Origin of the sequence: Arthrobacter sp. MYb224 (assembly GCF_002975455.1) — a bacterium.
Lineage (GTDB): Bacteria > Actinomycetota > Actinomycetes > Actinomycetales > Micrococcaceae > Glutamicibacter.
Genome location: NZ_PCPU01000004.1, coordinates 101,395 through 115,424, shown reverse-complemented (window position 1 = coordinate 115,424; position 14,030 = coordinate 101,395). Strand labels below are relative to the sequence as shown.

The following is a 14,030-nucleotide window of genomic DNA, read 5'->3' as shown; positions in this document are numbered from 1 at the left end:
TCATGCGTCGAATACTAGGAGTCAGAAGTGGATTTAGCGCATATATTGCCGGCAGGGCGGCGCGGGCGACGTCTGCTGTGGGAATTTGCGCTGGCCGGCGAAGAGCAGGCGCTGCCTGCATTTGATGAGCATCCGCTGCGTTCGGGAATGTTCCATGCCGCTTATCAGGTAGAAGCATGCCGCGGTGATTCCGTGGTCATGTTCGGGCCGGGAGCCGAGGTGGGACGCGGGATCAAACTCAGTTTGGAAGAGCTTGCCGAACTCTTGAATGCCACCGAGCTAGTTGCGGTGACCGACATGCTCCTGAAGGCGGCGCTGGAACGCTCAGTCGATGCTGCCAGATACTGGCAGGAGCCGGATGGCGAAGACACGCTGTTGGCCTCGCCGGTGCTCGCGGAGCCGCTGCAACGAATCGCTGGACACATTGCGGACTCCGGCAATGCGCAATGGTGGTGTGCGCCCGTTGATCTGCGCTCACAGTTTCACGTGGAATTTGATCAACTAGATCCCAGCGCTTCGGTGACACTCGCAGACCGCAGCGTGGCCAACGAGCTCAAGCGCTGGAAGGAACTGCTGATCCTGACCGAGGCACGTTTCGCCGCCGAAAAGCCGACACCGGCCAGCGCAAACCTCGGTGGCGATTGGTGGTCAATGCCCAGCATGAACCTCGTGGCCACCAGCGGAATTTTCGCCGACAAACAGCCGTTGGGCTTGAGCTGCGTCGAAGACGGTTTCGGCTGGGAACAAGCGGTGACCCGAGCGGCGAGCGTGCCGCCCTCGGTGCGGATCCTGGAGATCTCTTTTGCCGCCGATTGGGTTCGGTTGTGCCGCAAATACGGCATCGAGGTCACCGCGGGCAAACGCCATGACTGGTATCGAACCACCGGCCGCGACGGCTCCTGGGTGATGCCCGACTGGTCGCTGGTCGCGCAGCACTACGACGGCGTGCATCTGAGCGTGGCCGGATATCTGGGCCTTGCCGGAGAATGCCTTGAAGTAGACGAAAATTTCGCCAGCGCGATCGCCGGATGGGACCCGGATAAGACCTATTGGTTCACCGATGAAATCAGATTCTATGCGGAACCCGTGAATTGGAGCTGCCTGGATGCAAACAGCGAGGCGCGCCGTTGGGTTTGCACGACGGGACAATAGAGTTCATGAGCAGGTCACGGGCGCAGCTGAACGGCCGGAAATCTGGTGCAATGGAAGCTATGACTGAAGCGAAATCCGAAAACCTGGCCGCTGCTACCGAGATCCTGCTGCAATTGCGCTGGTCGGATCAGGACGCATTGGGGCATGTGAACAATGCCCGCATCGTCACGCTGATGGAAGAGGCACGCATTCGCTGGACTCGTGAAGACGGCAAAACCGGCCGCTTCGAATTCGGCACGGTCGTCGCCTCGATCCAGGTCGACTACCTGCGCCCGCTCTACTACCAGCCGGAAATGCTGATCCGCATGGGGATTACCCGCATCGGGACCAAATCCTTCAGCGTACGCGGGATCGGCTACCAGGAGGGTCATCCGGTCTTCGACTCGACAACGGTGATGGTGCCTTTAGCCGCGGATGGCAAGTCCTCTAGGGCCCTGAGCGAATTCGAACGAAGCTGGCTTGAACGTTCAGTGATAGAAGCGCGCGCCTGAGCCATCGATAATTGCATAGACCGGCCTATTTGTCTCACGTGCTTTCTATGATGGGTAGAACGGCAACATCAATTCAGGCCGTTGAAGAGTTGGAAGAAGTGAGTCGAAAACGTGGATTACTACGCCGTCCAAGGATTGCGCGAGAACCATCCCGGGTGGGCGCTGCTGCGCGCTGACCATGCGCCGCTGGTTGTCGCGTTCTTCGCCGCGGCTTTCATTGAACCGAATCGCCGCAACATTCCACGGCGGGAACTAATTGATGCTCTTGACGACGTGCTGTTTACGGTTCGTGAGGGACTGGGGGAAGGAAGCTTCCCACGCGCCGCAACGGAGTACCTTGATAACTGGGCCGCTCCGGAGAAAGCTTGGCTTCGAAAATTCTATATTGCCGGTCAGGACGACCCGATCTTCGACCTGACGCCTACCACCGAGGACGCGGTGCGTTGGGTTCAGGCGCTGCAAGGCAGAGAATTCGTCGCCACACAATCGAGGCTGACCGGGATATTTTCCCTGCTCAAGACACTCGTTCGCGGTTCAGAAACCGACCCTGAGGTCCGTCTGGCACAACTACGCGCCGAGCGCCTAGCGATCGATGTGAAGATCGAAGCGGTCGCTGCCGGTGATATGCCGGTAATGTCTGCTCCGGAAGCCCTAGACCACTACCAGCAATTGCGTGCTCAAGCCCAGGATCTGCTCTCTGACTTCCGCGAAGTCGAACAAAACTTCCGTGACCTAGACCGCCAAGTGCGTGAACGAATTTCCACCTGGGAAGGCACCCAAGGCGAGTTGCTGGATGCGATCTTCACGAATCAAGAAGATATCTCCGGATCGTTGCAGGGACGAACCTTCCAGGGTTTTTGGGACTACCTGATGTCGCCAGCGCAACGTTCTGAATTGAACGAGCTACTGGAACAGGCAACACAAATCCCTGCACTGCAGCGGATCGAAGGATTGGGCGAGATTCTGCATCTTCAACGCGACTGGTTGCCTGCGGTAGAACAGACCCAAGGCACGGTGCGTCGGCTGTCTCAGCAGATGCGCCGGCTGCTAGATGACAAGGTGTTTTTGGAGAACAAACGCATCATGCAACTGATCCGAAGCATCGAGTCGAATGCGTTGGTACTGCGCAACGAACCACCTAGCGGAATCATCGCCGAAATCCCTGCCCAACAAATTGAGGTAGTCCTGCCCTTCGAGCGGCCCCTGTATAAGCCAGGGACTCAAGTAGTAATCAATGATGAGGTAGAAATTTCCGAAGATAGCGAAGTCGATTCGAGCGCGCTTTTCGACCAGTTTTATGTGGATCGCAGCGAACTTCAATCGAATATCGAGGAGGCCTTGTCACAGGACTCGCAAGTGAGTTTGGAAGAGATACTTCAGTTGCATCCTTTAGAAAAAGGGTTGGCGGAGATCGTCACTTATTTCCAGATCGCGGCAGAGTCCAAATGGGCGAATATTGATGCGTCGCGGACCCAGACGCTGAGCTGGACGACAAATTCCGGTGCGCTGCGTGAAGCCACTGTGGAGCACATTACATTTGTGAGGGCTGACTAGAGATGACCGAAGCATTGCCATTCGATACCGACGCAGCAGCAACAGCAACCGCGGCCGCTCTGCCCACCGATTCGCTCTCCCTGGTGGTCACTCATCTGCTTAAAGGCGTGATCTACCGCGAGTCAGATGAAAAGTTGTGGCAAGAGCTAGGGGAGAACATCAGCTCGGCGCGGGATTACGTGGCGGTGCTTGGCCTAGAGCTATTCCATGATGATATCGAAGGCTACGCATTCTTGCGTTCGAAAGCCGCAGAAGACTCCAAGCTGCCACGATTGGTAGCTCGCAGGCAATTGACCTTTCACGTCTCCTTGCTGCTCGCGCTGCTGCGGGTGAGGCTGGCCGAATTCGACCAGCAGACCGCCGAAACGCGTCTGGTTATGACGCGCGAACAGATCGCTGAGCTGGTCTCGGTATTCATGCCCGAAACCAGCAATGAGGTCAGGATGTTCGATCAACTGAACGCCAGCATCAAGAAGGTGGCCGAGATGGGCTTCCTGCGTAAGCTTCGCGGCAGCGATGACAGCTTTGAGGTTGCGCGGATCATAAAGGCATTCGTCGATGCTCAATGGCTCGGGGAACTCGATGCACGCCTAGCTGATTACCGCACCGCCTTGGAGGAGAAATAATGGCATCGAAAAACACCTCGGATTTGCAAGACTCGCTCTTCAACTCCACACCCGATGTTGCCGCGGCGAAACCAGAGCCAACCAAGTCGAGCGAGCCCTTGCCCAAGGCGAACGGCCCACGCGTTGAACAGACCGAGACCTTGGAATTCGAAGGACATGACCCCGGTTTTCGATTGCGCCGGCTGGAGATCCTGAATTGGGGAACCTTCGATGGGGCGGTGCGTCGCTTTATTCTGGACGGTGAAAACAGTTTGCTGACCGGAGACATCGGCTCGGGCAAATCAACCGTCGTAGACGCGATCACGACTCTGCTGTTACCGGCCCATCGGATTGATTTTAATAAGGCCGCCGGGGCCCAGAAAAAAGAACGCAGTCTCATGTCCTACGTGCGTGGCTTCCATAAGTCAGAACGCGGTGGAGGAGACGCTTCAAAACCTGTAGCTTTGCGTAAACCTGGCAGCTACACCGTGGTACTGGGCATTTTCGGCAACGCCGAGATGGACAAGACCGTTAGCCTGGCGCTCACCTTATGGGCCACGCAAGAAGCCGGGCAACCTAACCGTTTCTATTCCCTTTCCGAGTCGGAGCAGTCAATCACCGGGAACTTCGCCGATTTCGGTGGTGACCCGCTGAAACTCAAACGACGGTTGCGCGGCGACGGCGTGACCGTCTTTGACACCTTCGACAGTTATGAATCGGCGTTTAAGCGACAGTTCGGCATTTCTGGTTCCCAAGCCATGGAACTGTTCCACCGCACGGTGTCAATGAAGCAGGTTGAGAACATCACCAGCTTCGTGCGCACAAATATGCTAGACGACGATGACGTGGCTGGTCGGTTGAAGAACCTGATCCTGCATTTTGATGATCTGAAGAAGGCCCACGATGCGGTGCGCCGGGCCAAAGACCAGATCGACATGCTTGTTCCGATTCGGGAACATGCTCAACGGCACCGGCAATTATCCGCAAAAGAATCCACGTACCGCTCGGTGCGCGAGGAACTGACCCCGTGGTTCATGTCCAGACAGCTGGAATTAAGCCTGGAACACCAAGCGGAGCTGGAACGTGCCGCGACCAGGCTTCGTCGGGATTCTGCTGCCAAGAAAGCCGGGGTTTTCAAAGCGCAGGAACAACTAGCTGTGATTCGCGAGGACATCAGAGTCCACGGCGGTGGCCGGCTGGCAACCATCGACAGCGAAATCCACGCGGCTACCGGTCGTCAAGAGTCCCAAAAGGCCAAAGCCGAATCCTATGCAAGCTCGGCTGCCCTGCTGGTGCTGCAGCCCGTCCGAGACCAAGTGGATTTCGATGCGAACGTGGCCGACTTACCTGAAGTTACCGTGCGATTGGAGCGGGAGGCTGCGGTACTCAATGACGGCCACGGAACGTTGCTGGCGTTAGTTGCGGAAGCCAAAGCCGAAGAACAGTCGCTGCACGAGGAACTCGCGTCCCTGCAGGCGCGAACGAACCTGCTTCCGCGCGAACAGCTTGAAATCCGCCGGCGACTTTGTGAGGCGACTGGGCTGGAGGAGACGAATCTGCCGTATATCGGTGAACTCTTGCGTGTGCGTCCCGGCGAACAGCTCTGGGAAGGCGCCGCCGAGTTGGCGCTGCGCGGGTTTGCACTGTCATTGCTGGTGCCCCAGCAGCATTATGCTGCGGTATCCGTTTGGGTAGACCGCAACAACCTTCGCGGGCGATTGGTCTACCGCAAGGTCGATTCGCAACCAATGCAAGCTGTGGAGCAACGTGCCGGAACGTTGGCGTCCAAGATTGAAATCAAGGTAGGGACGCAGTTCCGCCCATATCTGGCTGCACAGCTGAACACACGTTTCGACCACCACTGCTGTGAATCCCTGGATGAATTTCGTCGCCATGCCAAAGCCGTCACACCCAACGGCCAGTTAAAAACCGGTGGAGGGAGACACGAAAAAGATGACCGCCCTGCGCGCCGGGATCGGCGGAACTTCGTGCTCGGCTGGGATAACCACGAGAAAACCACCACGATCCGGCGGCTCGTGGATGAGGCGGTAGCCAAACGGCAGGGAATCGAACAGCGAATTGCTGTGGTGTTGCGGGAGCTTGGAAAACTTGGAGCGGCGCAGCGCGCGGTTGGCACGGTGGAGGCGGTTAAAACTTTCGCCGAAATCGGCTGGCAGCTCACCACCAGGGAAATCGACAGATTGGTGGCGGAGCACAGGCAGCTGTCTTCGGCCAATGACCAACTCGCATTGCTGGCCGAGAAAGAGTCCGAACTGGTGCTTGAGCTGAAAAAGCTGCAGGATCAGGCCGAACAGTTTGGCATTCGAATTGGTAAGAACGAGCAAGGGCTCGAGGATATCGCTGGGACCATCAGCTCATGCGCGAAATCCTTGGAGCTGCGTCCGGTAACCACCGATGAACAGGTACTGGCCGAGCTCGGGCGGCTTACGGGTGAGGCGTTGGGCGAGGCGGAACTGAGCTACAAGAACGTCCCGGGAATAGAAAGCTCGGTGAATAAACAGCTCACCGGACACATCGACAACCTGAACAAGCAGGTCATCAGGGCCGGTGAAAGAACCCTGAACTTGATGGGTGCTTTTCGGGCCAAGTACAAGGAAGAGTGCACCGAATTCGACGAGGCGCTGGAGGCTGCGGACGAGTTCATCGCGCTGCTCGAACGACTGCAGAAAGATGACTTGCCACGTTTCGCGAGCAAGTTCAAGGAAGCGTTGAACCAGAATACGATCAACGAGATTGTCGCGTTCAACGCCTTCCTCGATGCTCGGAAGACAGACATTACCGGCCGTATCGATCAGATTAATGAATCGTTGGCGCAGATCGAGTACGACCCGGCCCGGCACATTCAGCTCGAGCATCACCAGAGTTCGGACCAGGAGATTCGCGAATTCGTTGTCGACTTGCGGGCTTGCTCCGAAGGAGCATTGGGGGAAAGCGAGCAATACTCTGAGCTGAAATTCGCCCAGGTGTCCAAGCTGGTGGAGCGTTTCCGTGGACGTGACGGGCTTACCAGCCTGGATCAGCGCTGGACCGCGAAGGTCACCGATGTTCGCAACTGGTTTACCTTCAGTGCCTCCGAAAGGTGGAGCGAGACCAACGAAGAATTTGAGCATTTCACTGATTCGGGTGGAAAGTCAGGAGGTCAGAAAGAGAAACTGGCCTACACCATCCTTGCAGCGGCGCTGGCTTTCCAATTCGGGCTGGGCGGACGAAAGAGCGGGGGAACCGAAACCAAACGGAACTTCCGATTTGTCGTGATAGACGAGGCCTTCGGCCGAGGTTCGGACGCTTCGGCGCACTATGGCCTTCAGCTGTTCAAACGGCTGAAGTTGCAGTTGCTGATCGTCACCCCGTTGCAGAAGATTCACGTGATCGAGCCCTTCGTGGCGCATGTCGGATTCGTGGACAATCCTTCGGGACAGGCTTCGCAGCTGCGGAACATGACTATCGCAGAGTACCGGGCCGAGAAGGAACGCCGTGGCAACTAAGGAATCCGGGTGGACCACAGTTTCTGGCTTGCGGGCGGCGTCACTGAAAACCTGGGAGCGCGGACAGCTGCTGTGCGAGCTGCTGGAGCCAACGGGAGTTTATCCGCGCCGCAGGCCTTTGAAATCGCCAAATGCCGGGGAGTTGAGGCAGCGATTTGGCGAGGCGAAGAATTGGGTGAGCGAACTTCACCGGGCAGCTTCCCACTACCGCATTGAGTCCAAGAGCATCGGACACCAAAGCATTGGTGCCAACGATGTACCACAGGCGGCTTGGTTCGATACCGTGCACCAGGAGATCGCATTCCTGGGCAAGGGGCGGGAAGCTGCGGCATTCACGCATTTAGCCTCGGCACTATTGGGGAATGAACCGCAACTACGGCCCTGGGTGCTTGCTCGTCCCTTCCGGCTCGCGGCGTTGGGCTCCGAGTCGCTAGCCGCGGCAAAGGTGGCCCGATGGCTGGTGGAGAACCGCGAACCGGGAATTTACCTGCGACAACTTGCACTTTCCGGAGTGCACACAAAGTTTATAGAAAAGCATCTGCGCGAGATCGACGAGATGGCGGCGGTGCTCAGCGGCACGGTAACTCCCCGCAGTTCCACAATAAAGTCCTTCAAATTGCGTCACGGGTTCAAGCTGGAACCGGACACCGTGCGTGTTCGGGGGTTGGCCGAAACACTGGGCGCACCGGGTGGCGCCGAAGACCTTGAAATGACGGTCCAAGCCTTTGCCTCGATGTCACTTGCGGTGCGTACGGTTCTCGTGACCGAAAACCGGACCAATTTCCTGGCCATGCCGCTGATGCCGGAGAGCTTGGTCGTTTTCGGCGCAGGCTACGGGCTGGATGGACTGGCCGCAGCCGAATGGGTGAATGCCTGTGAGCTTGTGTATTGGGGAGACCTGGACACCCACGGTTTCGCAATTCTGAATCAATTGCGCTCGCACCACGGCCACGTTCGCAGTGTGATGATGGACCGGGAAACACTGGAAGCGCACCGCGAATTCTGGGGCACCGAAGGCAAACCGTCCAAGGCGCGGCTGGATCATCTCACTGCGGCAGAGGCTTCGCTCCTGGCAAGCCTCCGCTCGGATGCCGACAGCCCGCAGCTGAGGTTGGAGCAGGAACAGATTAATTGGAGCTATGCGGTGGAGGAGATTGCCAGGGCCTGCGGCTGGGATCTTTCCACCGTGGTCGAATAGCCGCCGCGGCTACCGCACCCTTGCGGGAACTTCGCAAATGAGGCTTGGCTACTCGTTCGCGTACTCATCCAAGACCTTCTTGCCGATCTTGAACGCGACATTCGCTGCCGGGACCGAACAGTAGATGGCGCACTGCAGGAAGACTTCCTTGATTTCCTCGGAAGTCATTCCGTTGCGCAGGGCGGCATGCACATGCATTTCAAGCTCTTCCCAGTAACCGCCGGCAATCATGGCGGTCAGCGTGATGGCGCTGCGCGTGGTGCGCGGCAAGCCGTCACGCGTCCAGATGGTGCCCCATGCGTAGCGGGTGATCATTTCCTGGAATTCGTCGGTGAACTCGTTTGAATTCTGGGTGGAGCGGTCCACGTGCTCGTTGCCGAGTACTTCGCGGCGAACCTCCATTCCCGCGTCGTAGGCATCGCCGGGCAGTCGTTGTGAATCAGGCATATCAGCGGCTCTCTTAATTAATTGGCCAGGAAGAACTCAGCCAGCAAGGCTGCGGTCTCTTCGGGTGCTTCGGCCGGGGCCATGTGGCCTGCGGAATCGATGACCGCCATAGATCCCTTTGGAGCAGTTTCAGCGATGAACTGAGCGTCCGCTGGAGGGCAGACCTGGTCCTGTGCGCCGTTGACGGCGATGATCGGATCGGTGGTTGCAATCAGCTGTTCGCGCACGTCGAAACCGGCCAGCGCGCCGCAGGCGTGTGCGTAGGCAAAGCGGTCCGCGTCCTGCAGGCTGTGCAGCAGGTCGGTGGAGATCACCGGCTCCTTCTCGATGAATCCGGGTGCGAACCAGCGTTCGGCGGACCCGGCGACCATGGTCGGGGTTCCGGCTTTGGCCACCAGTTCGGCACGTTCGGTCCAGCCCTCGGGGGTGCCGATCTTCGCTGCGGAGCAGATGGAAGACAGCGCGTTGAAGTAGCCCGGGTAGTCCACGGCCAGTTGCAGCGCGGTGGCGCCGCCGAGTGACACACCGGCGTAGTACAGCTTGCTGCCTTCGGCGATAATGCCATCGGCACGCAGTGCTTCGACTACCTTGGTGACACCGGTGGCCAGCTCAGACAGGGAGAATGCTTCGGTGGATGGCTTGCTTTCGCCATGCCCCGGAAGATCCCAGGCGATGACCTGGAACTTTTCCTTGAGGTAAGGCAATGCCGGGGCCCACAGCGGCAGGACGGCGGTGCCCAGCGACGGGCCAACGATGAGGGTGGGAAGTTCTTTGTTGGTGTGCAACAGGGAGGGGGTTAATTGTGGGACTGCCATAGTTCCTTCCGTGCCGAGTATTCGGCGAGTACGGTTTCGGTGAAACGATCCGCGGCACCGAGGTAGCCGGCGGGATCTAGTAATTCGAAGAGGTCTTGGTCGCTCAGATCATGCATTGGTATTTCCAAGCGCAATAGCTCGCGCAGGGAAATATCATCCTCCAGGCTGCGGCGCACCAGCGCCTGGATGGCGGGCTTGCCGCCGGAGACCAACGGTGCCAGAACGGTAGCGAGGCGTTCGGAGAGCACCGCATCCCCGCCCAGGGCGAGGTTCCGCTCGATGGCTGGAAGATTTACGATGAGCCCGTTGGCGAGGGAAGACCCATGGAACGCTGCGCCCGAAGCCAACCGGGCCAGTTCGCGCAGTGCGTTCCATTCGGAGTGCCAGCCGCCATCCGGACGTTCATCTACGGCGGTGCCGGCAGCGGTGAACAGCGTGGAGAGCAAACCGGGGGAGCTGAACGCAGCATTGCGCAGCAGTATCGAACGTACCGGATTCTGCTTTTGCGGCATGGCCGAGGACCCGCCCTTGCCGGCTTCGCGTGGTTCGGACAGCTCGCCGATTTCCGGCCGGGAGGCGGTAAGCACATCTGCGCCGAAGGTCCCCAGCGCGGCAATGGTTGCGGCCAGTGCTGAACCGATCTGCACAATGGGCATCCGGTTGGTGTGCCACGGGGTGCCCGGATCAGACAAGCCCATCAAGCGCGCCAAATCCGTGCCCAGTTGCTGGCTGGTCGCTGGTGCCCCGGTTCGGCTCGACAGGAACTGCTCGAGGGAAGCGAGGGTTCCCACTGCGCCGCCCCACTGCAGGGACAGCTGCTTCGATGCGGATTCCAGCTGCTGCTCGGCGCTGAGCACTGCCGACAACCAGCTGGCCGCCTTCCAGCCGAAGGTGGTTGGCAGCGCGTGCTGGGTCAGCGAGCGGGCAATGCAGATAGTCCCGCGATTGGCCTGCGCCAGGTGAGCCAGTCCCTGCGCGGCACGGCGCAAATCTGCCAACGTCTGGCCGGCAGTCTTGGACAGAACCAGCATCAAGGCGGTGTCGATGATGTCTTGGCTGGTGGCCCCGCGGTGCAATGAGGCACTTGCAGATTTTGGCGCACCATCGGCGTGGAGCAACTCGCGCATAGTGCCCAAGAGCGGGATCAAGGCATTGGCTCCATCAGGAGTTTTGGAAGCCAGCAAGGCCAGATCGTAGCGCTCTACCTTGGACACTGCCCGAACGGCCTGCGCGTCTTGGCCGGTGCACAGGCCTGCTTCAGCCTGGACTTGCACCCAACCGGCCTCAACATCCAGCATGGCCTGGACGAAAGCGGCATCGCTGGCCAGTGCCGCCACTGCGGTCCCGGCCCATGCGGGGGAGAGCACGCCGTAATCTGCGCCGTCCATTCGTTTCCTCGCTTCTTCTCTGCAAGGGCGCCTGCCCCTGCTCTAGAACTCTAGTGCCCTGCAACGGGCAAAACCCCGCGGGGTGCCCCGGCGCCCGTAACACTTCGGGCGTCGGGGCGAACCAGCGGGGTGTCGGCTAAGCCTTAGTTTTCGCGTGGGTAGGAGAGGAACACCGTTTCCAGATCTCCTTGCAGGCGAATATCAAAACGTAACGAACCATCTTCTTCGCGGGTTGCGATCAGCGTCTGGCGTTGTTCGTCATCCAGCGAGGCCAGCAGCGGATCGCTGGCCAGCGCCGCGGTGTCCTCGGGCAGGTAGATGCGGGTGAACAACCGGTTCAGCAGGCCGCGGGCGAAAACCGTGAGCATGATGAACGGCGCCTTGCCGGCCTCGGTGGCGCCCGGGTTCAGCGTGGTGAAGGTGTAGTGTCCGACGTTGTCCACCGCGGTGCGGCCCCAGCCGGTGAAGGTGTAGCCGTCGCGAACCAGCGAGCCGTCCTTGGAGACCACGTTTCCGTGCTCATCGGCCTGCCAGATTTCCAGCAGTGCGTCCGGGATGACCTCGCCCTTGCCGTCGGTGATGACCCCGTGCAAGCGGACGGAATTCGGGTTGGCCTGGTTGACCAGCTCGTTGTCGTTTTCGTATGGAAGCGCGTAGCCGTAGAACGGGCCGATGGTCTGTCCCGGGGTGGGGGCTAGCTTGAGTTCTGGTGCTTGAGACATTTAGTGATCTCCCTCTTCGTCTTCCATCCAGGTCCGGTTGGACCCGGTGAGCACGATGTCCCAGTTGTATCCGGTGGCCCATTCGTGGCTGGTGATCGAGTGGTCGTAGCTGGCGACCAGGCGGTCGCGGGCGTCCTTGTCCGTGATGGCCTGGTAGATCGGGTCCAGGCTGAAGAGCGGATCGCCCGGGAAGTACATCTGCGTGATCATGCGCTGGGTGAAGTCGGTGCCGAAGAGCGAGAAGTGGATGTGCGCCGGGCGCCAGGCATTGTGGTGGTTCTTCCACGGGTACGGTGCCGGCTTGATGGTGGTGAAGGAGTATTCGCCATTGGGTCCGGTGATGGCGCGGCCCACGCCGGTGAAGTTCGGGTCGATCGGGGCGGGGTGCTGGTCGCGCTTGTGGATGTAGCGTCCGGCGGCGTTGGCTTGCCAGATTTCCACGAGCTGCCCGGCGACCGGGCGGCCGTCGCCGTCGAGCACACGCCCGGCGACCACGATGCGCTCGCCGATCGGCTCGCCGTTGTGCTGGATGGTCAGATCCGATTCCAGGGCGTGCACGTCGCGCTCGCCGAAGGCCGGGGAGTGCAGCTCGATGGTTTCGGGATCCACGTGGTGCAGGTTCTTCGTGGGGTGGCGCAGCAGCGAGGAGCGGTAGGGCGCGAAGTCGATGCGCGGCTGCGTCTCGGCCTTCTTGCCCTCGACCACCGACTGGCGGTAGGCGGCGTGGATGTCGGTGATTTCCTGGCTGATGGATTCTTGCGAGAGCGTCGTGGCTGCGGGGTCCAGCACGTGCGAATCGTTGAACGTCTCGTTAGCTGTGGTTTCGGTGCTCACTGCGTGCTCCTTTCGAAGGGGGCGTACGGGTGTGGTGGAGAAAAGGCTGGGGTGAAGGCTAGGCGTGCGGCCAGCCGGTATAGGACTCGGCCAGGTACTGCATGCCATAGCGCGAGGAGGTCACGGTATCCAGCTCGCCGAGGGCGCGCCGGGCCATGAACGGATCGGCACCAACGGGGGTGTGCAGCATCGAGGTCATCCAGTAGGAGAAATTCTGTGCCTTCCAGACCCGCTTGAGGGCCAGCTCCGAATAGCCGCCCAGCAGCTTGTCGCTGCCGCTGGAGAAGTAGGAATCCAGCGCTTCGAAGAGCACCTTCACATCGGCAAAGGCGAGGTTCAGGCCCTTGGCCCCGGTGGGCGGAACGGTGTGCCCGGCATCGCCGATCAGGAACATCCGGCCGTGGGAGAGCGGCTCGCGCACAAAGGAGCGGAAGCCGAGCACGGTCTTATCGAAGATTTCCCCGGTCTGCAGCTGGAAGTTGTCCGGGCCAGCAACGCGGCGCTGCAGTTCGGACCAGATCCGGTCATCGCTCCAGGCGTTCACGTCTTCATTCGGGTCGCACTGGAAATACATGCGCTGCACGGTGTCGCTGCGCTGGGAGATCAGCGCGAAGCCGTGCGGGGAGTTCGCGTAGATCAATTCCGGTGAGGACTTTGGCGCCTTGGCGAGGATGCCGAACCAGGCGAAGGGGTAGGTGACCTTAAAATCCTTGCGCAGAGTTTCCGGCATCTGGCGGCGTGCGAAGGACCGTGACCCGTCGGCCCCGACGATCACCTCGGCGTGCACCTCGAAGAGGTTGCCTTCCGCGTCGGTGAAGCGGAACTTCGGGGTGGAGGCCTCCATCTCCAGGATCTCGGTGACCTCGCAGGAATAGCGCACATCCCCGGCATCGCGCTGGCGGGCCGCGGCGAGATCCACGAAGACCTCGTTCTGCGCGTAGAGGGTGACCGTCGCGTCGACCAGATCGCGGAAGTCCAGCGGGTGCGATGCGCCGTTGAAACGCAGGTCGATGCCGGCGTGTTCATCGCCTTCGGTGAGCACGCGGCCCTCAACACCGGAGTCGGTGAGCATCTTGACCGCCTGGGCTTCGAGGATGCCGGCGCGGTGGGTGTTGCGGATCGTCTCGTGGTCGCGCATTTCCACGACGAGGTTGTCGATGCCCGACTTCGAAAGCAGGTGCGAGAGCATCAGGCCTGCGGGGCCGCCGCCGATAATGCCGACCTTGGTCTTGATGATCCGTGGACTCTGAACCATGGGAACCTGCCTATCTGTGCGGGACCATCCGCATCGAATTTCGGCGGCGTTGCCGGAATTCCT

12 protein-coding genes are annotated in these 14,030 nt (G+C 59.9%); 6 read left to right on the top strand and 6 right to left on the bottom strand.

The window, feature by feature from the left end; genetic code table 11:
* Positions 1-27: 27 nt before the first annotated feature.
* The 6 genes from CQ017_RS09100 (at position 28) to CQ017_RS09075 (ending at position 8,506) form a co-directional block, all read left to right on the top strand.
* Positions 28-1,152, top strand: a complete 1,125-nt coding sequence (locus CQ017_RS09100) for a hypothetical protein (protein ID WP_105553452.1) — start codon at positions 28-30, stop codon at positions 1,150-1,152.
* A gap of 50 nt (positions 1,153-1,202) precedes the next feature.
* Positions 1,203-1,643 carry a thioesterase family protein gene (locus CQ017_RS09095; protein WP_258133563.1) on the top strand — a complete coding sequence of 147 codons (441 nt, stop codon included), beginning with the start codon at positions 1,203-1,205 and terminating at the stop codon, positions 1,641-1,643.
* A 111-nt stretch (positions 1,644-1,754) separates the two neighbouring features.
* Positions 1,755-3,197 (top strand): DUF3375 domain-containing protein, encoded by a 1,443-nt coding sequence (locus CQ017_RS09090; RefSeq protein ID WP_105553450.1) that lies wholly within the window; start codon positions 1,755-1,757, stop codon positions 3,195-3,197.
* Between the two features lie 2 nt (positions 3,198-3,199).
* Positions 3,200-3,823, top strand: a complete 624-nt coding sequence (locus CQ017_RS09085; protein ID WP_105553449.1) for a DUF4194 domain-containing protein — start codon at positions 3,200-3,202, stop codon at positions 3,821-3,823.
* Positions 3,823-7,308: an ATP-binding protein gene (locus CQ017_RS09080; RefSeq protein ID WP_105553448.1), complete on the top strand. Its 3,486-nt coding sequence runs from the start codon at positions 3,823-3,825 to the stop codon at positions 7,306-7,308. Before CQ017_RS09085 ends, CQ017_RS09080 begins: the two co-directional genes overlap by 1 nt.
* Complete coding sequence (locus CQ017_RS09075) at positions 7,298-8,506, top strand: Wadjet anti-phage system protein JetD domain-containing protein (RefSeq protein WP_105553447.1); 1,209 nt, start codon at positions 7,298-7,300, stop codon at positions 8,504-8,506. The genes CQ017_RS09080 and CQ017_RS09075 overlap by 11 nt, the downstream gene beginning before the upstream one ends.
* Positions 8,507-8,554: 48 nt before the next feature.
* Here CQ017_RS09075 and pcaC read toward each other — a convergent pair whose 3' ends face one another.
* The 6 genes from pcaC to CQ017_RS09045 all read right to left on the bottom strand — a co-directional run bounded on the left by pcaC (position 8,555) and on the right by CQ017_RS09045 (position 13,967).
* The gene (gene pcaC, locus CQ017_RS09070) at positions 8,555-8,953 is read right to left on the bottom strand and encodes a 4-carboxymuconolactone decarboxylase (protein ID WP_105553446.1); all 399 of its coding nucleotides are present in this window, start codon (positions 8,951-8,953) and stop codon (positions 8,555-8,557) included.
* Positions 8,954-8,970: 17 nt separating this feature from the next.
* Positions 8,971-9,768 carry an alpha/beta fold hydrolase gene (locus CQ017_RS09065; RefSeq protein WP_181150523.1) on the bottom strand — a complete coding sequence of 266 codons (798 nt, stop codon included), beginning with the start codon at positions 9,766-9,768 and terminating at the stop codon, positions 8,971-8,973.
* Positions 9,750-11,156: a lyase family protein gene (locus CQ017_RS09060; RefSeq protein WP_105553445.1), complete on the bottom strand. Its 1,407-nt coding sequence runs from the start codon at positions 11,154-11,156 to the stop codon at positions 9,750-9,752. The genes CQ017_RS09065 and CQ017_RS09060 overlap by 19 nt, the downstream gene beginning before the upstream one ends.
* 143 nt (positions 11,157-11,299) lie before the next feature.
* Positions 11,300-11,878, bottom strand: coding sequence for a protocatechuate 3,4-dioxygenase subunit alpha (pcaG, locus tag CQ017_RS09055; RefSeq protein WP_105553444.1), 579 nt, complete (start codon positions 11,876-11,878; stop codon positions 11,300-11,302).
* Positions 11,879-12,712 (bottom strand): protocatechuate 3,4-dioxygenase subunit beta, encoded by an 834-nt coding sequence (gene pcaH / locus CQ017_RS09050; protein WP_105553443.1) that lies wholly within the window; start codon positions 12,710-12,712, stop codon positions 11,879-11,881. It abuts the gene before it with no gap.
* A gap of 58 nt (positions 12,713-12,770) precedes the next feature.
* Positions 12,771-13,967: a 4-hydroxybenzoate 3-monooxygenase gene (locus CQ017_RS09045; protein WP_105553442.1), complete on the bottom strand. Its 1,197-nt coding sequence runs from the start codon at positions 13,965-13,967 to the stop codon at positions 12,771-12,773.
* Between the last annotated feature and the right edge of the window lie 63 nt (positions 13,968-14,030).